18 protein-coding genes are annotated in these 21,804 nt (G+C 57.7%); 8 read left to right on the plus strand and 10 right to left on the minus strand.

Annotated features, from left to right (window positions below):
* From OKC40_RS02585 to dtpB, 3 genes are all read left to right on the plus strand, one after another.
* Positions 1 to 1,050 (plus strand): hypothetical protein (locus tag OKC40_RS02585; protein WP_270794018.1); only part of this gene is annotated, 1,050 nt, incomplete at its 5' end.
* Positions 1,051 to 1,400: 350 nt separating this feature from the next.
* The gene (yidZ, locus tag OKC40_RS02590) at positions 1,401 to 2,375 is read left to right on the plus strand and encodes an HTH-type transcriptional regulator YidZ (RefSeq protein WP_270794019.1); all 975 of its coding nucleotides are present in this window, start codon (positions 1,401 to 1,403) and stop codon (positions 2,373 to 2,375) included.
* Positions 2,376 to 3,048: 673 nt separating this feature from the next.
* Positions 3,049 to 4,554 carry a dipeptide/tripeptide permease DtpB gene (gene dtpB / locus OKC40_RS02595; RefSeq protein ID WP_075113425.1) on the plus strand — a complete coding sequence of 502 codons (1,506 nt, stop codon included), beginning with the start codon at positions 3,049 to 3,051 and terminating at the stop codon, positions 4,552 to 4,554.
* A gap of 57 nt (positions 4,555 to 4,611) precedes the next feature.
* On the opposite strand, the gene ruvX is transcribed toward dtpB, so the two are convergent.
* Positions 4,612 to 5,034 carry a Holliday junction resolvase RuvX gene (gene ruvX, locus OKC40_RS02600; protein WP_005343821.1) on the minus strand — a complete coding sequence of 141 codons (423 nt, stop codon included), beginning with the start codon at positions 5,032 to 5,034 and terminating at the stop codon, positions 4,612 to 4,614.
* A gap of 42 nt (positions 5,035 to 5,076) precedes the next feature.
* Positions 5,077 to 5,631, minus strand: a complete 555-nt coding sequence (locus OKC40_RS02605) for a YqgE/AlgH family protein (RefSeq protein ID WP_270794020.1) — start codon at positions 5,629 to 5,631, stop codon at positions 5,077 to 5,079.
* Positions 5,632 to 5,759: 128 nt separating this feature from the next.
* On the opposite strand from OKC40_RS02605, the gene OKC40_RS02610 reads away from it, so the two are divergent.
* Positions 5,760 to 7,385, plus strand: coding sequence for a methyl-accepting chemotaxis protein (locus tag OKC40_RS02610; protein WP_042657965.1), 1,626 nt, complete (start codon positions 5,760 to 5,762; stop codon positions 7,383 to 7,385).
* 84 nt (positions 7,386 to 7,469) lie between these two features.
* On the opposite strand, the gene gshB is transcribed toward OKC40_RS02610, so the two are convergent.
* From gshB to metK, 5 genes are all read right to left on the minus strand, one after another.
* Positions 7,470 to 8,423, minus strand: a complete 954-nt coding sequence (gshB, locus tag OKC40_RS02615) for a glutathione synthase (RefSeq protein WP_270794021.1) — start codon at positions 8,421 to 8,423, stop codon at positions 7,470 to 7,472.
* Positions 8,424 to 8,561: 138 nt separating this feature from the next.
* Positions 8,562 to 9,293 carry a 16S rRNA (uracil(1498)-N(3))-methyltransferase gene (gene rsmE, locus OKC40_RS02620; RefSeq protein WP_270794022.1) on the minus strand — a complete coding sequence of 244 codons (732 nt, stop codon included), beginning with the start codon at positions 9,291 to 9,293 and terminating at the stop codon, positions 8,562 to 8,564.
* Between the two features lie 127 nt (positions 9,294 to 9,420).
* The gene (locus OKC40_RS02625) at positions 9,421 to 10,125 is read right to left on the minus strand and encodes an endonuclease (RefSeq protein WP_270794023.1); all 705 of its coding nucleotides are present in this window, start codon (positions 10,123 to 10,125) and stop codon (positions 9,421 to 9,423) included.
* A 73-nt stretch (positions 10,126 to 10,198) separates the two neighbouring features.
* On the minus strand, positions 10,199 to 10,738 hold the full coding sequence (locus tag OKC40_RS02630) for a SprT family zinc-dependent metalloprotease (RefSeq protein WP_075114136.1): 540 nt from the start codon (positions 10,736 to 10,738) through the stop codon (positions 10,199 to 10,201).
* Positions 10,739 to 10,806: 68 nt separating this feature from the next.
* Positions 10,807 to 11,958 carry a methionine adenosyltransferase gene (metK, locus tag OKC40_RS02635; RefSeq protein WP_042058491.1) on the minus strand — a complete coding sequence of 384 codons (1,152 nt, stop codon included), beginning with the start codon at positions 11,956 to 11,958 and terminating at the stop codon, positions 10,807 to 10,809.
* A gap of 349 nt (positions 11,959 to 12,307) precedes the next feature.
* Between metK and tkt the strand changes: the two genes are divergently transcribed.
* The 3 genes from tkt (at position 12,308) to OKC40_RS02650 (ending at position 15,448) form a co-directional block, all read left to right on the plus strand.
* Positions 12,308 to 14,299: a transketolase gene (gene tkt, locus OKC40_RS02640; RefSeq protein ID WP_075114137.1), complete on the plus strand. Its 1,992-nt coding sequence runs from the start codon at positions 12,308 to 12,310 to the stop codon at positions 14,297 to 14,299.
* A gap of 286 nt (positions 14,300 to 14,585) precedes the next feature.
* Entirely contained in the window at positions 14,586 to 14,996 is a 411-nt protein-coding gene (locus tag OKC40_RS02645; protein ID WP_270794024.1) for a hypothetical protein, read from the plus strand.
* A complete protein-coding gene (locus OKC40_RS02650) occupies positions 14,993 to 15,448 on the plus strand; it encodes a hypothetical protein (protein ID WP_270794025.1) in 456 nt (151 codons plus the stop codon). The genes OKC40_RS02645 and OKC40_RS02650 overlap by 4 nt, the downstream gene beginning before the upstream one ends.
* Before the next feature lie 141 nt (positions 15,449 to 15,589).
* Here OKC40_RS02650 and OKC40_RS02655 read toward each other — a convergent pair whose 3' ends face one another.
* From OKC40_RS02655 to OKC40_RS02665, 3 genes are all read right to left on the minus strand, one after another.
* Positions 15,590 to 16,855, minus strand: a complete 1,266-nt coding sequence (locus OKC40_RS02655; protein WP_270794026.1) for a RidA family protein — start codon at positions 16,853 to 16,855, stop codon at positions 15,590 to 15,592.
* A gap of 897 nt (positions 16,856 to 17,752) precedes the next feature.
* Complete coding sequence (locus OKC40_RS02660) at positions 17,753 to 18,877, minus strand: anhydro-N-acetylmuramic acid kinase (protein WP_270794027.1); 1,125 nt, start codon at positions 18,875 to 18,877, stop codon at positions 17,753 to 17,755.
* A 149-nt stretch (positions 18,878 to 19,026) separates the two neighbouring features.
* Positions 19,027 to 20,352: a peptidoglycan DD-metalloendopeptidase family protein gene (locus OKC40_RS02665; protein ID WP_270794028.1), complete on the minus strand. Its 1,326-nt coding sequence runs from the start codon at positions 20,350 to 20,352 to the stop codon at positions 19,027 to 19,029.
* A 110-nt stretch (positions 20,353 to 20,462) separates the two neighbouring features.
* Here OKC40_RS02665 and tyrS point away from each other — a divergent pair, with 110 nt between their 5' ends.
* Positions 20,463 to 21,662 carry a tyrosine--tRNA ligase gene (gene tyrS / locus OKC40_RS02670; RefSeq protein ID WP_075114142.1) on the plus strand — a complete coding sequence of 400 codons (1,200 nt, stop codon included), beginning with the start codon at positions 20,463 to 20,465 and terminating at the stop codon, positions 21,660 to 21,662.
* The last annotated feature ends 142 nt before the right edge of the window (positions 21,663 to 21,804 follow it).

The raw sequence follows: 21,804 nt of genomic DNA on the forward strand, positions 1-21,804 counted from the left end.
CACAGGCCTATAAGTATTTGTTTTGTAGGCAAAAAACTATTTTTAATTTTTAACAAAATGTTCACGATCTCGCCCTGGGTATTGTTGGGGGCTTGTATGGCCACCCTGTCTGGCTGTGGTGGCTCAGATGATAACAAATCAACCACAGCGACCAGCGTTGCTCCTGTTTCCCATGTTGCAACAACACTTAAAGCAGGCATTGCCCTACCGCAGCCAGGGGTTTACCAGACGACGCTGCTTACGCGCGATGATCCGCACCAGACATTGGTTAATTTCGCCGGTTTGGCAATCGTTTACCCACAGCGTGATGCGCAGCTGCGTTGGGATATCTGGGCCGATGATGGCGCCGTGGCTACCTGGTGGCTTGGTCAGGCCGGAATGCAGTCTGATAGCACAGAGCCATCGACGCTGACGTTGACGCGCATTAGCAGAAATAGAGTGGCAGACAGTGCTGTTTTGACGCGGGATGATTCAGGTACGCAGCTCGTGCCATCGAATTACCAGAGACAAAGCAGTGTCCCCAGTCAGGTCATTATCAAAACCATGCCCGTCATCAAGGCAGAGGGTGAGCGGGTCAGATATTCTGCATTTGACCTTTCGAGTACCGGAACCACGGTATATCACAATTGGAATGGCCAGGTTGGTATTACAGCAGTCAACACAACGAATATTAAGTCAGAGACATGGTTGAACGTAAATGGCTTGGCAACCGATATGTTAGGTAATACCGAGCTGACTAATAACGATGGTAAATTGACCATCGTTATGGAACTGCCATCAGCAGGTTGCACATTATTCGCTGAGGGCGAGAAAGAGCGCGATCACGCATTGAGTAAACTTACGTTTACCGGATTCGAGAAATGCAAATTTGTTGAATTTAATGATGCCAACTGGAGCCAGAGTGATTATAAAAACACGGCGGGTTTGGCACAGGTAAAAGACACGGCTACCGCATATATTGCCGAGTTTAACGATGCGAATAATAAGAACACAGTAGTTATTGGATTCCCCGAGCTGGATGGGGTCATATTTACTCTGAAAAAGGGATAAACATCCCGTCAGTCATATTCCATGGGGTGCAATAGCACCTCATGGGATTTTTTATCCGTTCTCTTGCCGATTGATAACGGTGTTTCTGTCGGGCATCAGGCTATCGGCACATCAGCGAGTCGTCAGATCCGTTGCCAGGGGCACTTTGTGTGAACAATCTTGTTGGTCAGAATGGCTGACGGATCAGCGGAAGTGATTACCCATATCGTTTATCCTGCCAAGAAAGATGTGATTCTTTCACTATCGGAGAGGTCGTATCTGTTGTTGAATGGGGCGAGAGTGGCCATTTGCCGTGCCACTGACTGCATGGCGAATGGGTCGCCCGGAGCAATCATGTCGCAAGAGGTTGTATGCGAACACTGAGTGAACTCGATTTGAACCTGCTGGTGGTGTTCAAATATCTGATGGCTGAACGCAGCGCCAAGGGTGCGGCTACGCTGCTCGGTGTCACGCCTTCCACTGTGAGCAAGTCGCTTGCCAAATTACGGCTCTGGTTTGGCGATCCGCTGTTTGTGCGGGGACGTAAAGAGTTGCAGCCCACCAATCTGGCCTTTGCCCTGGAAGAAGAGCTGAAACTCTGGTTTCCCCTTACCGAACGGATCGCGTCACTCAATAGCGAGGCGATCCCCGATGGCGCCCGTTTCAGTCTGGTGATGCAATCCCCGTTCTACAACAGCTTGCTCAGTGATTTGCCGATGGCCATCCATGAGAAGTACCCCAACTCTGTGGTCAAAATGCTGGGATGGAACCGCAACTCCCTCAATGACGTTGTCAACGGTGATGCGGATCTGGGGGTCTGTGTCCGCGAGAGTTATAGCCGTTCTCAGCTCAAGCTGAGTAATCTGCCCTATTACATCGATCATGAAGTGCTGTTTTGCGATCGGCCTGTGGTCTTCCTGCGCAAGGATCACCCCCTGCTTCAGCAGGAGTGGTCAATGGAGAATTTTCTCAATTGCCCTCATAGCAGCGTGGTGCTGGAGGTCAAGGAGACCTGGGGGCTGGATTTGCTGCTGGAGGATGAGGGACTGATCCGTAAAGTCCCGGTCATGGTCTCCAGCTTTGAGCAGTCATTGCACATCGCATCCCAGCCTGACAACAATCTGATCGCGGTCGCCCCCTCTTATTGCGCCGGACATGCAGCGAAATATCATCCCAATCTGATCACCAGACCACTGCCCCTGTCTGAAGCGCTTTATCAGCAACTGGAGCTCACCTTTATCCTGCTGTGGCATAAACGTCACAATCAGGATGCCAAGGTGTTGTGGTTGCTCAATGAGATACGACGACTCTATCACCGGGAGTCGATGCCCGTGGGCAGCCAATAATGGGAGCCGGAGCAAGATGCTCCGGCTTTTTTTGTTGCGTGGTGGCGTGATTGGTCGAGCGTTAACCTCATTTATTCAGAAGGTGCTCCATTCGGCGCCGCACATACACAAATGGGCATCAACTGCACGTCTCGTGTGAAGCTCTTTGCACGAAAAAAATTCATGTAGTTTCATTAGAAAACTTCACTTATTAACACTTTTAAAGTGTGATCAACCATTAAGTTCCTGTATTTCCAGTGATATAGCATGGCAACCTTCGATATGGCGGTGTTAAACAGAGCCCGCATGAGGAGATCCTCTGCGGAGCGGGTGAGCCAGCCTCACCGGTCGCCAGTGGTTGCGTTTGTGCCATGCCCCGGCTATCCGTCGTGTGCGTCGGATCAGAGGAGAGTAAGCATCAAGGTTGATGAACCGGCTTGAGTGAAGGGATGCAGCAAAGGTGAAGCCCGGAGCCCGTAACGGCACAGGGCGACGCCATTCACCCATCCCCCCGATAACCCGTGATTGCACCGGCTAGATGAAAATCACCTTTCATCGAACGGGGCGCGTGCGCCCGAAAATATCCAGATTGGCAGGCTGATTGCGCTTCCCGTTATGGCAATGACGGAAGGGAAAATAGTGCGGCAGCCACCACCAAATTAATAAAAATAAACCTCAATAAAGGCAGGTTAATATGCGTCCAGCAACAGCACCTACGGGGTTGTTACAACAACCCAAACCCTTCTTCATGATCTTTTTCGTCGAACTCTGGGAGCGATTCGGTTATTACGGCGTGCAGGGGATCCTGGCGGTCTTCTTCGTACAGCAACTGGGATTTTCCCAAGAGCAATCCTTTATTACCTTCGGTGCTTTCTCGGCGCTGGTATATGGCCTGATCTCGGTCGGTGGCTATGTCGGCGACCATGTGCTCGGCACCAAGCGCACCATGGTACTCGGGGCTATCGTGTTGGTAATCGGTTACTTCATGACCGGTCTCTCTATCTATAATCCCGACCTGATCTTCTACGCGTTGGGCACTATCGCGGTCGGTAACTGCCTGTTCAAGGCCAATCCGGCCAGCCTGTTGTCAAAATGCTACCAGCCAAAAGATCCGCGGCTGGATGGGGCTTTTACCCTGTTCTATATGTCGATCAATATCGGCTCCCTTATTTCCCTCTCGCTCGCGCCGGTGATTGCCGATCATTACGGCTATACCGTGACTTATAACCTGTGCGGGGTCGGCTTGATTATTGCGCTGCTCACCTTCTTTGCCTGCCGCAATATGGTCAAGGATATCGGCTCCGAGCCGGATCACCTGCCGCTCAATTACAGCAAGTTGCTGCTGGTAATCGCGGGCTCGGTGGCCATGGTGTTTTTCTGTGCCTGGCTGATGCACCACGTGGTGATCGCCAACATGGTGCTGATGACAGTGACTGTCGCCGTGGTGATCGTCTTTTTTCGCGAGGCGTTCAAGCTCGACAGCGTCGGCCGCAACAAGATGTATGTGGCCTTCGTACTGATGCTGGAGGCAGTGCTCTTCTACGTGCTGTACGCCCAGATGCCGACGTCTCTCAACTTCTTTGCCATCAACAACATGCATCACGAGATGCTGGGCATGAGCGTCAACCCCATCAGCTTCCAGGCGCTCAACCCCTTCTGGGTGGTGGTGGGCAGCCCGGTGCTGGCGCTGATCTATACCCGGATGGGCAGCAAGGGGCGGGATCTCACCATGCCGCTCAAGTTTACCCTCGGGATGTTCTTCTGCTCGCTGGGTTTCCTGACCGCGGCCGCCTCCGGCTGGTGGTTTGCTGATGAACAGGGGCTCACTTCCCCCTGGTTTATGGTGCTTATCTATCTGTTCCAGAGTATCGGTGAGCTGATGATCAGCGCCCTGGGGCTGGCCATGGTGGCCGCGCTGGTACCGCAACGGTTGATGGGTTTCATTCTCGGGATGTGGTTCCTGACCCAGGCGATGGCATCCCTGCTGGGGGGCTATGTGGCGACCTTTACCGCCATGCCGGAAGGGATGACGGATCCGCTGCAGACCCTGCCAATTTACACCGGTGTGTTTGGCAAGATCGGGATGGCGACCCTGCTGATTGCGGTCGTGATGGGGCTGATGGTGCCCTGGCTTAACCGGATGATGAATGCGACGCCGACAGAGGCCGAAGGGCTGGTGCCTGGTCAGTCACAGGCGTAATAGGAAGATAGTGCGAGACAAGGCAAGGGCGGCGACCCTTGCCTTGTTGTTGATGGCTTAGTTGTACTGCTCTTCCATCCAGGCTTCGACGATCAGTTGTGCCGATACCCCGTCCACACTGCCCTTTTCCAGCGCGCGATAGCCGCCCCGCTCAAACAACCGGGCACGGGCATCGGTGGTGGTGAGTCGCTCATCCTTGAACTCCACCGGCTTGCCGAAGCGGCCATGCAGCCGGTTGCCGAATTTGCGGGCCCGTACCGTGATCTCCTGATCGGTGCCATCCATGTTCAGCGGCAGGCCGACCACCAGCAGGTCCGGTTGCCACTCCTTGAGCAGCTTCTCAATCTCGTCCCAGTTGGGGATGCCGTCGTTGGCCTTGAGGGCGCGCAGAGGCTGGGCAGTGCCAGTCAGCTCCTGACCGATGGCGACGCCAATGCTCTTGGTGCCATAGTCAAAGCCCATGATGCTGCGTGATGACATGAAAAAAATCCTCGAAATGCAACGCCAGATGCGTTGCAGGGGTTAGCTGTGACCGATATCGCTGGAGAGGTGAACCGGGTTCACTCCTATGCTGGCGGCGGCTTGCTGCCAACGTTTGTGAATGGGGGTCTTGAACACCAGATCCGGATTGGGGGGGATCACCAGCCAGGCGCCATCGACCAGCTCCTGTTCCAGCTGACCGGCGCTCCAGCCCGCATAGCCAAGGGCTACCAGCCAATGGGTGGGTGCTTCGCTCGTGCCCAGGGTTTCCAGTATATCCTTGGATGTAGTCACCATCATTTCATCCCCCACCTGCAGGGTGGAGTTGAAACCGGGGCGGAAGCTGTGCAGCACGAAGCCGCGATCGGCGTGAACCGGCCCCCCCTGCAATACCGGTTGCTTGAGCTCCGGACTGGCGGGCGGGTTGAGTTTGAGCTGGGTCAGCATGGTTTCCAGCGACATCTCGACCGGAATGTTGACCACCAGCCCCATGGCGCCCTCTTCGTTGTGCTCGCACAGATAGACCAGCGAACGCTCGAAGTAGGGATCCGTCAGGCTTGGCATGGCAAGCAGGAAGTGATTTTGCAGTGTTTGCATAGAGGCCAAATAGTGCAAAGGTCGTTGGGAAGTGAATAGGGCAATTATGGCAGTTCATCACTTTGGGCAAAACCGCTTTTTATCGGGCGCGTCGTGCCCACTCACCAAAAGGTGTGGGAGAGAAGACCATGGAAGGTATTTCAATCAGGCAGAAGTTGATCCTGGGTTGTGTGGTGCCGCTGTTGGCACTGCTGGCGCTGTTGGTGGGCGCGAGTCAGGCGATGTCCCAGCTGATGACGGGGATGAACGCCATGTATCAGGGGGAGGTAGTACAGCTCAAGGAGCTCAAACAGATTGCCGATCTCTACGCGGTCAAGGTGATCGATGCGGCCAACAAGGCCAATGTGGGGGGGATTGCGCCCGCCCAGGCCAAGGCCGACATGCTGCAGGCGCAGCAGGAGATCGCCCGCATCTGGCAGCAATACAGCGGACAGGAGCGGAGCCCGTCCGAACAGCAGGAGGCTGCGCGGGTGCAGGCGCTGTTCGGCGCCGCGGATCAGCAGATTGCCGCCGTGGTGGCGGTGCTGGATCAGATGCAGGGGGCGGCGCGGGATCAGCTTTCGGCCCGCATCATGCCCCTCTACGGGGTGATCGATCCGGTTAGTGACGGGGTAAGCTCGCTGGTGGAGTTCCAGCTCAAAGAGGCGGAGCAGAACATCGGCGAGCTCAACGATCTCAGGCAGCAGCTGTTCCGGCTCTTTATCGTGCTGTTTCTGGTGGGGGCAGCCTGTGTACTCTTCTTCGGCGTCTGGGCCGGACGCAGCGTCAGCCAGCCGTTGGCGGCCATGGGGCAGGTGCTGCGCGGAATGCAGCGGGATCTCGACCTGAGCCAGCAGGCGCCGGTCTTGCGCAAGGACGAGATGGGGGCGCTGGCTCAATCGCTTAATCTGGTGATCAGCCACTTTCGCGGCTTGATTAACCAGATCAACGAGATGGCGGAGCACCTTGCCAAGGAGTCTGCTCGCCTGGCTCATATCGGGGTCGAGAGTCGTCAGCGCTTTGCCCGGCAACAGGGGGAGACCGATCAGACCGCCACCGCCATGAACCAGATGAGCGCAACGGTGGCCGAGGTGGCCAACAGCTCCTCCGGCGCGGCGGATGCGGCCCGTGTGGCGGACGAGAGTGCCCGCCACGGCCATCTGGTGGTGGAGGATGCCATCGCCCGGATGTCGGCGCTGTCGTCCCATATTCAAGACACGGCGGCGATGATCACCCAGCTGGCCGACGACAGTCGCGATATCAGCAGCGTGATGGATGCCATTCGCGGCATCGCCGAGCAGACCAACCTGCTGGCGCTCAATGCGGCGATAGAGGCAGCGCGGGCAGGGGATCAGGGGCGCGGGTTTGCGGTGGTGGCCGACGAGGTGCGTACCCTCTCCCAGCGAACCCAGCGCTCGACCGAAGAGATTGGCAAGACCATCGTCAAGTTGCAGCAGGGGGCCAATGATGCGGCCAGCAGCATGGTGCGCGGGCTGGATCAGGTGGAGGAGTCCAACCGTACCGTGCTCGCCTGCGGCAAGGCCCTTGGCGAAATTGTCAGTTCGGTGGAGGTGATCAACGAGATGAACACCCATATCGCCACCGCCGCAGAGGAGCAGAGCAAGGTGGCGGAGGAGATCACCCGCAACGTGGTCAATATCGCCCATATTGCTACCGAATCGACGGCGGCGGCCTCCGAACTGAACCAGAGTTGCCACGAGCTGGAGCAGCTATCGAGCGATCTCAAGCAGAAGGTGGGGCAGTTCCGCTGTTAAGCCTTCATACCAACGCACACAGCAGGAAACAGAAGAGGCGGCCCCGGGGCCGCCTCTTGTTATGAACCTCTAGCCGGTGCTGGTTCAGCCTTTCGCCAGTCGACGCTCGATGGCGTCCATCAGCATGCCGGTGATGTGCACGTCGAAAGCCGCTTCAATCTCGCGAATGCAGGTCGGGCTGGTGACGTTAATCTCGGTCAGGCGATCGCCGATGATGTCGAGACCGACGAAGATGAGACCCTTTGCTTTCAGGGCCGGGCCGACCGCACGGGCGATGGCCCAGTCGGCTTCACTCAGGGGGCGCGCCTCGCCACGGCCACCAGCCGCCAGATTGCCACGGGTCTCCCCCTGCGCCGGAATGCGCGCCAGGCAGTAAGGCACCGGTTCACCGTCCACCACCAGCACCCGCTTGTCGCCATCCTTGATGGCGGGCAGATAGGTCTGCGCCATGCAGTACTGGCTGCCGTGGGCGGTCAGGGTTTCGATAATCACGCCGACGTTGGCGTCATCTTCCTTCATGCGGAAGATGGAGGCGCCGCCCATGCCGTCCAGCGGCTTGAGGATCACGTCCTTGTGCTTCGCGTGGAAGGCGCGCAGCTTGTCGGCGCGGCGGGTCACCAGCGTGGTCGGGGTGTGCTCGGCAAACCAGGCGGTGTAGAGCTTCTCGTTGGCGTCACGCAGGCTCTGCGGCTTGTTGACGATGAGGCAACCCTCATCCTCGGCCCGCTCCAGCATGTAGGTGGCGTAGATAAATTCGGTGTCGAACGGCGGATCCTTGCGCATCAGGATCACATCGAGGTTGGAGAGGGGCTGATCCACCACCTCGCCCAGCGTGTACCAGTCGGCATAGTCATATTTGACGGTGAGCGGGCGCATGGTGCCAAAGGCGCGACCGGCTTCCATGTAGAGATCCTTCATCTCCAGATAGAACAGCTCATAGCCGCGCTTTTGCGCCTCTTCGAGCATGGCAAAGCTGGAATCTTTCTTGATGTTGATGGCCGAGATGGGGTCCATCACGATGCCGAGTTTAATGGTCATCCGAGTTTCCTTCTTGTGGCTCGATTGCGAGTGAGTTTCTTAAAACCTGTTCAAGGTCTGTCACGAGAGGTCGTCAGCAAGGTAAAGAGCAGCGCATGAGCCTTGATCACGACCTCGCAGTAAGACATTGGACTGGTTTCAAGCGAGATCGCCAAAACGGCACTGCAGCGCAGTGATCGCCGTCAGGGCGGCAGTCTCGGTGCGCAGCACCCGCGGCCCCAGCAGCATCTCTTTGAAATCTTCCTGCACGGTACGGGCGATCTCGTCGCTCGACAATCCCCCTTCCGGGCCAATCAGCAGGCGCACGCCGTGCTCGGGAACGGGCAGGGTGTTGATGCTGTACTCGGCGCGCGGGTGCAGGTTGAGCTTGAGCTCCCTGGTCTCTTCCGCCAGCCAGGCGTCCAGCTCCATCGGCATGCGCACCTCGGGCACCACGTTGCGGCCGCACTGTTCGCAGGCGCTGATCACCACCTTCTGCCACTGCTCGCGCTTCTTCTCCAGCCGATCGGCTGGCAGCTTGACGCCGCAGCGTTCGGAGAAGAGCGGGGTGATGCAGGTGACGCCCAGCTCCACCGATTTCTGGATGGTGAAGTCCATCTTGTCGCCACGGCTGATCACCTGACCGAGATGAATGGCGAAGGGGGACTCCACCGATTGGGCATCGCAGCGGTCGATGGTCACTTCAACCGACTTTTTGCCGACGCTGGCGATGGTGGCGGGATATTGATTGCCATCGCCGTTGAACAGCTCGAGCTGTTGGCCAGGCTGCATGCGCAGTACCCGGCCGATATGGTTGGCGCCGTCTTCCGACAGGGCGATGGTCTGGCCAACTTGCAGGGTGGCCGATTCATAGATACGTGGAATGCGCATGGCTGATTGTCAGTCTCTTGCTTGGAAACCCTTCATATCCTGCTGTGAGGCTGCGAGCAAGGCTCACGCGGCAGCGGGGAAGGGCTTCATGATAGGAGGGGCGATCCCCCTCCCTGGTCAAATGGGGTTATTGGCACTGCTTTTCAATAAAGGGATTGGTATTGCCCTGCAGCGTGCCGATGCGGCGGTTGCGCTCGCACTCCCAGCCTTCTGCCGGGTACTGCCTGTCCCAAGCTTCAAACAGTTTACGCTGTTGCGCCGCCAGACGCAGCCCATACTGCTGGCTCATGTAGAGGTAGGCGCGGGCGATCTGGCCCCGTACCGGCCCCTTGGGCGGTTGCACCCGACGATCCTTGAAATCCACCAGCATCTGGCACTGGCCGTACTGATCCGGCTTGCCGTTCCAGTCGGAGAAACGGTAGTTGGCCCGATCGCCGTTCACCTCGCCGATGGCGGGGAACAGGTTGTGCATGTCCCCCTCCATCTTGTTGAACTCGGGGCTCGCTTTTTCGCAGTTCTTGCGACCGCCATCCTGCCAGCACTGCAGCTGGTGGCCGAACTCCCAGGCGGGGACCACGTGCTCCCACTCGATGCGGGCGGCGCGCTTGGGCTGCTTGCGCGGCTCGTAGCCGCAGCTGGCGAGATCCGGGCTCATCTTCTTGCCCTGATAGTCGATATCGCAGCCGCAGTAGAAGGTAGTGACTGCTGGCTGGCTGCGATAGAGCTTCACCAGATCCTGTTTGGCTTCGCGAAAGGTCTGGGCGTGCAGGGTCGCGCTGAGCAGCGGTAAACCGGCCAGCAGGGTCAGGGCGAGGGAGGAGATGAAACGCATGGGATTCCTTGCAAACGGGATGATTGACGAACGATGGCGGGCACCCTACCACAGGGGTGCGACACACGCTGGCTTACTGCTCTGGCTCCGGCTGTTCCCGCTCCAGCGGCTGCTTGCAGCGGCGACAGTGATAGCGGGCCTCGCCACGCACCACCTTGTTGTGGCGGCGTATCGACAGCTGATGCTGCTGGCAGTGGCAGCGATAGGGCACGGTGCGCTGCGCCAATACCGCCAGATCGAAGCTGTGGGTGGTTCTGGGTTCAAGGCCGAACACCTCCCGCATCACCGACTGCCACTGCTTGCCGTGAGGCAACACCCGGTTTTTGCCACGCCCTTCACCGCTATGTTCACCCCAAAGGGCGTGAACCAGCAGATGGGCCACCTCGTGGGGCACCACCTCATCCAGAAACGCCTGTTGGTTGGCCTGATAGAGGGCAGGATTGAAGCGCAGCTCCCAGGTTTGCAGCCGCGCCGAACCCGCCGCCCGGCCCCGCATATTGCAGTAGATCCGCGGGCGGGGGAAGGTGCGGCCAAGGCGCGCCTCGGCCTGCACAAAACAGGCTTCTACGCGTTGTTGCAGCAGGGCGACAAGCTGGGCAGGGGTGGCAGACATCAACATCTCGTCAGGTAGCGGATAAGCAAAAGGGGAGCCAGGCTCCCCTTTTATCACAACAGCGAGCCTTACAGGCCAGCGGCGGAACGCAGCAGTTCGGCCTTGTCGGTCTGCTCCCACGGGAACTCGTCGCGACCGAAGTGACCGTAGGCAGCAGTGGCCTGGTAGATCGGGCGCTTCAGATCCAGCATCTGGATCAGGCCATACGGACGCAGCTCGAAGTGCTCGCGAACCAGCTTGACCAGCAGATCCTCGGCGACCTTGGCAGTGCCGAAGGTCTCGACGCTGATGGAGGTCGGCTCGGCCACGCCGATGGCGTAGGAGATCTGGATTTCACAGCGATCGGCCAGACCGGCGGCCACGATGTTTTTGGCAACGTAGCGGGCGGCGTAGGCAGCAGAGCGGTCAACCTTGGACGGATCCTTACCGGAGAAGGCGCCACCACCGTGACGAGCCATGCCGCCGTAGGTATCGACGATGATCTTGCGACCAGTCAGACCACAGTCACCCATCGGGCCGCCGATAACGAAACGGCCGGTCGGGTTGATGAAGTATTTGGTGTCCTTGTTGACCCACTCGGCCGGCAGCACCGGCTTGATGATCTCTTCGCGTACCGCTTCAACCAGATCTTTGTGGCTGATGGATTCGGCGTGCTGGGTAGAGAGCACCACGGCATCGACACCGATGATCTTGCCTGCGTCGTCGTAGGCGAAGGTCAGCTGGCTCTTGGCATCCGGACGCAGCCACGGCAGGGTGCCGTTCTTGCGCACTTCAGCCTGACGCTTCACCAGCAGGTGAGAGTAGGTGATGGGGGCGGGCATCAGCACGTCGGTTTCGTTGGTGGCGTAGCCGAACATCAGGCCCTGGTCGCCCGCGCCCTGTTCCAGCGGATCGCTGCGGTCAACACCCTGGTTGATATCCGGGGACTGCTTGCCGATGGCGTTCAGCACGGCGCAGGAGTCAGCGTCGAAGCCCATGTCGGAGTGGGTGTAGCCGATTTCACGCACGGTATCACGCACGATCTCTTCGATATCAACCCAGGCAGAGGTGGTTACTTCGCCGGCCACCATGACCATACCGGTCTTGACCAGGGTCTCACAGGCGACACGGGCCTTGGTATCTTGCTTGAGGATGGCGTCCAGTACCGCATCGGAGATCTGGTCCGCAATCTTGTCGGGATGGCCTTCGGAGACCGACTCGGAAGTAAACAGCTTTGCCATGATGGGAGTCTCAGCTTGTCTGGGTTATCGCCACAGCAATAACCGGGTGAATGGGATGGTGTAGAGGTATCTACATCTGGACGTCTATTTTAATTAGCGCCCCCCGCGATTGCCAGCACTATTTTGTCGTAGCATCGCAAGCCAGCTACTAATGGCTCCTTACTATCCCCAAGGGGGTGGAAATCAAACGTTTGCATCTATCCTCTTTGGTCAAAAGCAGCCAAGAAAAGCGATTGTCCTCCCAAAGCCACTTTATTCGTCCAGATAACATTTGCACGCCGCGCGCCCTGCTGGGACAATAACGCGCCTTAATCTTGGCCATCAAATGAAGCAATCGCAGGAGATTCAGATGCCTTCTCGTAAAGAGCTTGCCAATGCCATTCGTGCATTGAGTATGGATGCCGTTCAAAAAGCCAACTCCGGTCACCCGGGCGCCCCCATGGGAATGGCGGATATCGCCGAAGTGCTGTGGCGTAGCCACCTCAAACATAACCCGAACAACCCCAAGTGGGCAGACCGCGACCGTTTCATTCTCTCCAACGGCCACGGCTCCATGCTGCTGTACTCCCTGCTGCATCTCTCCGGTTATGACCTCTCCATCGACGATCTGAAAAACTTCCGCCAACTGCACTCTCGCACCCCGGGTCACCCGGAGTACGGTTATGCACCGGGCGTTGAAACCACCACTGGCCCGCTGGGTCAGGGCATCACCAACGCCGTTGGTATGGCGATCGCAGAAAAAGCCATGGCTGAGCAGTTCAACCAGCCGGGCCACGACATCGTTGACCACTACACCTACGCCTTTATGGGCGACGGCTGCCTGATGGAAGGTATCTCCCACGAAGCGTGCTCCCTGGCAGGTACCCTGCAACTGGGCAAGCTGATCGCGTTCTGGGATGACAACGGTATCTCCATCGACGGTCATGTTGAAGGCTGGTTCACCGACGACACCGTCAAGCGTTTCGAAGCCTACGGCTGGCACGTTATCCCGGCTGTTGACGGTCACAGCCCGGAAGCCATCAATGCCGCCATCGAAGCCGCCAAGGCCGAGACCGGCAAGCCGACCCTGATCTGCTGCCGCACCATCATCGGTTACGGTTCACCGAACAAATCCGGTTCTCACGACTGCCACGGCTCACCGCTGGGCAACGACGAGATCGCCGCTGCTCGCGCGTTCCTGAAGTGGGACCACGCACCGTTCGTTATCCCGGCCGACATCGCTGCCGAGTGGAACGGTCAGGAGAAGGGCGCCAAGCTGGAAGCCGACTGGGCTGCCAAGTTCGCTGCCTATGAAGCCGCTCACCCGACCCTGGCTGCCGAGTTCAAGCGCCGCACCACTGGCGAACTGCCTGCCAACTGGGCTGCCGAATCTGCCAAGATCATCGAAACCCTGCAAGCCAACCCGGCCAAGATCGCGACCCGTAAAGCATCCCAGAACTCTCTGGAAGCGTTCGGCAAGCTGCTGCCGGAGTTCATGGGTGGTTCTGCCGACCTGGCCCCGTCCAACCTGACCATGTGGTCCGGTTCCAAGTCCCTGACCAACGACGATGCCTCCGGCAACTACATCCACTACGGTGTACGCGAGTTCGGCATGTCCGCCATCATGAACGGTATCGCCCTGCACGGTGGTTTCATCCCCTACGGCGCCACCTTCATGATGTTCATGGAGTATGCCCGCAACGCCCTGCGCATGGCCGCCCTGATGAAGCAGCGCGTCATCTTCGTTTACACCCACGACTCCATCGGTCTGGGTGAAGATGGCCCGACTCACCAGCCGGTTGAGCAGATCGCGTCCCTGCGTCTGACCCCGAACATGAGCACCTGGCGTCCGTGTGACCAGGTTGAATCCGCGATCGCCTGGAAGCACGCCATCGAGCGTACCGACGGTCCGACTTCCCTGATCTTCTCCCGTCAGAACCTGGCCCAGATGGACCGTACTGCTCAGCAACTGGCCGACACCGCCAAGGGTGGCTACGTGCTGAAGGATTGCGCCGGTACCCCTGAGCTGATCCTGATCGCCACCGGTTCCGAAGTGGAGCTGGCCGTTGCCGCTTACGAGCAGCTGACTGCCAAGGGCCGTGCCGTGCGCGTGGTCTCTCTGCCTTGTACCGATGTGTTCGACGCTCAATCCGCCGAGTACAAAGAGTCCGTCCTGCCGTCTTCCGTCACCAAGCGCGTGGCCATCGAAGCCGGCATCGCTGACTACTGGTACAAGTACGTCGGTTTCGGCGGCAAGATCATCGGTATGACCACCTTCGGTGAGTCTGCACCGGCGGAGCTGCTGTTCAAGGAATTTGGCTTTACCGTGGAAAACGTGGTTGCGACCGCAGAGTCCCTGTAATCGCTGAATATTGGGCCACTTTGGCCCAATATCCGGAATAAGAAAACGCCCCCCATCGCAAGATAGGGGGCGTTTTTTTGTAGAGATATAGTTGGTGGCTTACGAGGTTGTAGGTAAGTTTTCAATATCTATTAGTTTTTTATTATCGAATGAATCAGCAACATAAGACGACTTTATGTGGAATCTAACTTGCCTGTCATTAATTTATAAAATATTGTGGGTGCCAAGTAGTAATCCAATATGCATGCAATGTGAATGTTAGGCGTCACTGTTTTGTGAGAAAATCATGGTGGATGAGTACAAAGGTAAGCAGATTCAACAAACAATTGTTGTCGCCGATCTTCTTAATGGTCGAACGGTGACAACTATGCAACAAGCATATCTGCTAACCGAAGCAGATTTTCTACGTTTGAAAGGTAGCCCACCTGTTACTGCCGCGATTGCAACAATAATATTTTCCGGTGTAATTGGTTATATTGTGAGTCTAGGCCCTAAAATAGCCAATATATTTAATGGGGGGGCATCAGAGCTCACATCTGGTGAAATAAATACAATTCTTGTTGGTACCACTATATCTATAGTTTTATATGCAGTAGGTTTTTTCTGTCCTAACGATAAGAAGAAGCTTATGAATAAAATATCGAAGCATTTTGATGATGCGAAACCATCCTCACATATTGTGGGAGAGCAGAAATGATTACTCGTACTACATTGCCTAAAACCTATAAACCGTATCAGAAACTAACGGTATGTAGCAATATTCTTCTGGGTGGCGGACATCTAGTTGTTATTGGTGAGGTGTTACCACTATTAGTCGGAAGTAGCAATGAAGGTCCTAAAGTATGGTTGCAAGCTCCTACTGACAAAAGTGGTAAACAGTATATTCCACTTGTTACGGCATCAGTTGCATCAAATTCAGCGGTTGGAATTGTCAGTAACAAGGATGGTCTATCTATTTCTATTGGTGGTGTACATGTAGTTAATATTAAACAAGTTAATGACAGCACAGCAGTGATTGACCAGTTAGATCTTCGTCCGATAGGGTTCAACATCTATGGAAAAAAATCTTCGCTTACCGCTGGTGGGATAAATCTATCGAGTAATACTTTTAGTGGTGGTGGTTCACTACTAGCCTTTGGAGATGGTTGATAATTAGCCTGTAGGTTCGATTAGCGAAGCGTAATCGGACGTTTGCGTTCTTTAAGACGATGCCATAAAAATAATGCCCCACATGTTACATAAAAAGAGACCGGCTATCAGCCGGTCTCTTTTTATTATTTAAAACAAATCTTACGCCTGCGGCGGGGTACTTTCGGCGTTGGACATCACCGCATCAATTTGCACCAGGGCACCGGCGGGCAGTTCACTGACCCCGAATACGGTGCGGGCAGGCAGATAGCCCGGGAAGTATTTGGTGTAGACGGCGTTGACCGCATCCAGATCGGCGATATTGCCGAGTTGGATATTCACCTTGACGATATCGTCCATCACATGGCCGATGCTCTCCACAATCGCCTTGATATTGCTCAGGCACTGGGCGGTCTGCTCTTTGACACAACCAGTCAGGATCTTGCCGGTGGTGGGGTCAATCGGCAGCTGCGCAGAGAGATGGTTGTAGTGAGAGAAGGCGACAGTCTGGCAATGGAGCGGGCTACGCGGTGCCTTGTCAGTATTGCGGGCGCTGATCACCAGATTGTGTCTGTCTTCCACCAGTTGCGGCGGGGTGCCGTCACCGTGGGAGATGACCGCATCCATCTGCACCCGTGCCCCCATGGGCAGGGCGGCGGCACTGACCACCGAGCGGGCGGGCAGATAGGCGACGGCGCGGGCGATGGCGGAGTCGGGGAAGAAGGTGGTGTAGATCTCGTTGACGCCCTCCAGATCGGCCAGGTCGGTCAGATAGACGGTGACCTTGACGATATCGTCAAACGGCACGTCGATGCTCTCCAGTACGTGCTTGATGTTGCGCAGGCACTGACCCGCCTGCTCCTTGATGCCACCGGCGACCAGCTGGCCCGAGGCGGCCTCGACCGGCAGTTGGGCGCCGATATTGTTGTAGTGGGAGAAGGCCACGGTATGGGTGGAGAGCGGATTGTGCGGCGCCTTGTCACTATTGCGGGCCAGCTTAATCAGCGGGCAGGGGGCTTGCGGGAAGGTGCCTTCGCCGTTGGAGATGATGGCATCGATCTGCACCAGCGCGCCCAGCGGCAGGGCGGCGACGGCGAGGGTGGTGCGGGTCGGCAGATAGCCCGGGAAGAATTCGCGATAGACGGCGTTGACCGCCTCCAGATCCGCCATCTCTTTCAGGAAGATGGTCGCTTTGACCATATCGTCCATCACATGGCCGATGCTCTCGATGATTGCCTTGAGGTTGCTCAGGCACTGTCTGGCCTGCGCAGTGACATCGCCACTCACCATCTTGCCGGTGGCCGGATCGACTGGCAGCTGGGCGGAGATATTGTTGTAATGGGAGAACGCCACCGTTTGGGTGCAGGGGCCCAGATCCTGGGGTGCATGGGGGGTATTTCTTGCCGACTTGATGATGGTGCCACTCATAGATATGCCTCTTTTTAATATTTGTTGTTAATTCAGGTACAGGTTGACCCCATCTTGTTGTGCGCCATGGCCACTGCGCCAGCGGCGGCATCCCCGGTTATTATTTGTGATCCACTCAATAGTTGAGAGGGATAAGAGAGGAAGAGACAGGGTAGATATTTCAGACAGGGCGATTCTATGAGTGGTTATCAGGGGTTGCAAACCACGGATTGCATTTCTATGAGATGGCTCAATGCTCGCAAATTTAATGTGATTGCTATTCAATTCACGCTGAATAGTCACCCGTTTGCCCGCCAATGGCCCTGCATCGAGCAGTAGCCCAGTCAGGGCGGGTGTTGGGGCGCAAGCCTTGGCAGAACAGGGCTGTGAATAAAGGGTTAACGCCATGCATCAGCCTGCCAGCAAACGGCATTGCGGTGCATAGATATGTACTTTGTGTTTTTTTAATCCTCTATCTTCAATCGTGAAAATATGCTAGCTGCCATTTATGTTGCAACGGCTAAAGATGTGGCTGGAATATAATTCAAATATTTGCATGAGCGGCAAATTGATAATTATCTGGCAGTCACAGTATGGCCGCAGATGTGAGGCGATTTTAGCTCGCGATATATAGCGAGATATTCCATAAGATTGCAGCGAAAAATATGGGCCTCATGGTGCATGATGGAAAGCACAGGAAAATGGCGGGGTTGTCATGGCGGGTTGTCATGGAGAGTTGGAGGGCAGGGTGAGCGAGCCATTCAGGCCGAGCTTTCACAAACCCGAGCGCAAAACCGACCCGAAAAAGCGCCGCCCCGATAAAGCAATAGCGCGCCATCCAACGCAACAGCCCCGAACTTGGTCAGATCGGGGCTGCTGTGGGTCTATGAGAGGGCGAACGACCGCGCTTGGCAGGGGTTATCCCACGGGATAGAGCGCCCCCAGCACGGCTGGACGGCTGGCGCCGGTCACGGCGGGCAGGTTGCCCGGCTTGCGATGGATAAAGCACATCGCCAGCCAGGCAAAGGCAGCGCCTTCCACCCAGTCGGGGGCCAATCCCAGCTCGGCAGTGCTGGCGATGCGCCATGCAGGCAGCAGGCTGGCCAGCTCTTTCAGTAGCTGTGCGTTATGGGCGCCGCCGCCGCAGACAAACAGCTCGGCTTTCGGCTGGCTGGCACCGACTGACTCTGGCCGAGCGGGCAGTTGGCGGGCGATGCTGTGGCAGGTGAGCGCCTGCAGGGTACGCTGCACATCCACGGGGGCGTAGTCTGTGCCTGCCAGCTCGCCATCGAGCCAATCGAGGGTGAACATCTCCCGTCCGGTGCTCTTGGGGGCGGGGGCGGCGAAATAGGGGTGAGCCAGCAGCGTGTCCAGCAGCGCCGGGACAGGCTTGCCGCTGGCTGCCCATTGGCCTCCGGCGTCATAGCTGCCGCCGTGCGGTTGATGGCGGCGATACCAGCCATCGAGCAGGGTGTTGGCCGGGCCGGTATCAAAACCATACACCCCGCCCGGATTGCCCGGCAGTACCGAGATATTGGCGATACCGCCGAGGTTCAGCACCACCCGAAGGGCGCCGGGCTTGGCAAACAGCGCCTGATGGAAGGCGGGCACCAGCGGCGCCCCCTGACCGCCGAGGGCCATATCCATGGTGCGAAAATCGGCGATCACATCGATGCCGGTCAGGGCGGCCAGCAGGGCTGCGTTGCCGATCTGCAGGGTAAAGCCAAGCTGGGGGCGGTGGCGGATGGTCTGGCCGTGGCTGCCGATGGCGCGAATATCGGCGGGCGTGAGGCTCGCCTTGGCCAGCAGCGCGTGGGTCGCTGCGGCAAACTCCTGTGCAATCAGATTGTCGGCCACCCCCATACGGTCGATTTCGTTGTCGCTCGGGGTGCAGAGGGCATGCAGCGTGCGGGCGGTCTCTTGCGGCCAGGGGTGACAAAGCGCGGCTTCGACCCGCAGTTCATCTCCGTCGATCATCACCAGTACGGCGTCGATACCGTCCATGCTGGTGCCTGACATCAATCCGATATAGCGTTCAGCCATTGGCTCTCCTCACTTGCTGGCCGGGATACTCCGGTTCTCGACACCCATCCGATATGGCGCTCAGCCATGCGCTCACTTCAATCGGTTTGCCAGGCGCGGGCTCAATAAAAGGGGGCTGGCAGGGCCTTCACCCTGCCAGCCCTGATGGCTCAGTTGCCGCGACTATCCCGCCTGTTCTGGGCCAGTTGCAGCTCGGGCTTGTCGAGTTTGGCCAGTTGCGGCATCGCCAGCTTCCTGAAGTTGGCCAGCTCGCGCCCGCTCAGGGTCTCTGCCTGCGGCAGGGTGAGGGTGCGCGGGTTCTTGTGAATGCCGCCCACCACAAATTCATAGTGCAGGTGCGGGCCGGTGACGCGGCCGGTGCCACCCAGGGTGCCGATGGTCTGCCCCTGCTTCACCCGCTGCCCCTTGTTGACGGTGCGTTTGGAGAGGTGCAGGTACTTGGTCACATAGTTGCCGGCATGCTTGATAAAGACATAGTTGCCGTTGAACTGGTTGTAACCGGCGGCCACCACGCTGCCGGAGCCCGCCGCCATGATGGGGGTGCCCACCGGCGCCACATAGTCGATGCCGTTGTGGGGGCGGATCTTGCCGGTCACCGGATGGAGGCGGCGCGGGTTGAAGTTGGAGCTGATGTATTTGAAGTTGACCGGCGCACGCAGGAAGCTCTTGCGCATCGCCTTCCCTTCCGGGGTGTAGTAGTTGCCATCTTCATTGAGCACGGCGCGGTAGGCGGTACCCTGGTTGACGAACTCGGCGGCCAGAATATCGCCAGAGGCAACCCGCTCGTCGTCGCGGAACTTGTCTTCGTAGACCACCCGGAAGCTGTCGCCCGGTTGCAAGTCCTGGGCAAAGTCGATGTCCCAGCCGAAGATGGCGGCGAGATCCATGATCTGGTCTTCGGTCATCCCCGCGTCCACCGCGGCGCCCCAGAAGCTGGAGCGGATCTCGCCCTTGCTCACCTGTTCGCGGGTGTCGAGGGCGATCTTGACGTTGCGGGCGACAAATTCCTCATCCTTACGGCTCACCTTGAGCGCCTGCTCCAGACTGTGGGGGTAATAGAGGCTGTTTAGCTCGCCATCTTCGGTGAGCTTGAAGGTGAGCTCCTGACCCGGTTGTAGCATCCGCAGGGGATCGCTGCCATCGAGCTGGTCGATCAGGTGCAGATCCGTGGTGCTCAGGCCAATGCGCTGGAAGATCACCCCCATGTTGTCGCCACGGCGCACCTTCACCTGCTTGGTGATGTAGCGCGGCTTGGGCGGGGGCACGGGCTGAGCGGCCTCGGCCGTCAGCTCGTCGTTCAGTGCGTTGTCGTTAGCCGGTTCCCGCAGGGCAATCTCGTTGCCGTTTTCATCGACCCGTGTTGCTACCGCCTGTTCGCTTGGCCAAGCAGCCAGCATCATGATCATGATGCTCAAAATCAGCACCATCTTGCGGTGCCAGTGGGGGAGGGAGTTGAAGGCGTGCCAAATAACCATGGAAAGTTGATGAAGTCGGGCAGAATGGACGGATTTTACAGCCTTTCCAATTGGCCCGCCATTCCAGTAATATGTTTGGCCCTGTGGAATCGTGATTGGAGAGTCAAAAAATGTCCCAGCTCGAGGTGGCGCTAGCCGAGATCAAGCGCGGAGCGGAAGAAATTCTGGTTGAAGAAGAACTTGTCGCCAAGTTGAAGGAAGGGCGCCCGCTGCGCATCAAGTTGGGCATGGACCCGACGGCCCCCGACATTCACCTGGGTCATACCGTGATCCTCAACAAGCTGAAGACCTTCCAGGATCTGGGCCACGAGATCATCCTGCTGATCGGCGATTTCACTGCCATGGTGGGTGACCCCTCCGGCAAGAACAGCACCCGTCCGCCGCTCTCCGAAGAGGCCATCAAGCATAACGCCCTCACCTATGCGGAGCAGGCGTTCAAGATCCTCGATCCCAAGAAGACCCGCATCGAGTACAACTCCAGCTGGCTGGGCGAGCTGGGCGCGACCGGCATGATCAAGCTGGCGGCCAAGCAGACCGTGGCCCGCATGATGGAGCGCGACGACTTCAAAAAGCGCTACACCGGCGGCCAATCCATCGCGATTCACGAATTCCTCTATCCGCTGCTGCAAGGCTATGACTCGGTCGCGCTGAAGGCGGACGTCGAGCTCGGCGGTACCGATCAGAAGTTCAACCTGCTGATGGGCCGCGAGCTGCAAAAAGATGCCGGCATGGCCGCCCAGTGCGTGCTGATGATGCCGCTGCTGGTGGGTCTGGATGGCGTCAAGAAGATGTCCAAATCCGCCGCCAACTACATCGGCGTACACGATGCCCCGGGCGAGATGTTCGGCAAGATCATGTCCATCACCGACGATCTGATGTGGAACTACTACGAGCTGCTCTCCTTCCGTCCGCTGGCTGAAATCGAAGGGTTCAAGGCGGGCATCGCTGCCGGCACCCTCAACCCGCGCGACGTGAAGATCTGGCTGGCCAAAGAGATCATCACCCGCTATCACGACGAAGCGGCGGCCGAAGCGGCCCACGAAGATTTCACCCAGCGTTTCTCCAAGAACGCCATTCCGGACGAAATGCCGGAAGTCGAGTTGGCACTGGAAGGCGAAGGGCTGGCCATTGCCAACCTGCTGAAAGAGGCCGATCTGGTGGCCACCACCTCCGAAGCGCTGCGGATGATCAAGCAGGGCGCGGTCAAGGTGGATGGCGAGAAGCTGGAAGATGGCAAGGCGCTGATTGGTGCCGGTACCGCCGTCTATCAGGTTGGCAAGCGCAAGTTTGCCCGCGTGACCGTCAAGTAAGCCCTGATCGCTCAGTTCGCGCTGACTGGTCATCCAGTCTGATGCGTTGCATAAGAGAAGCCTCCCTTGCGGAGGCTTCTCTGTATGTACGATATAGGCGGGAAGCGCAGATAACAAAACCGGCATCAGGGGATGCCGGTTT

The sequence above is a fragment of the Aeromonas sp. QDB11 genome (assembly GCF_027705265.1).
Classification (GTDB): domain Bacteria; phylum Pseudomonadota; class Gammaproteobacteria; order Enterobacterales; family Aeromonadaceae; genus Aeromonas; species Aeromonas allosaccharophila.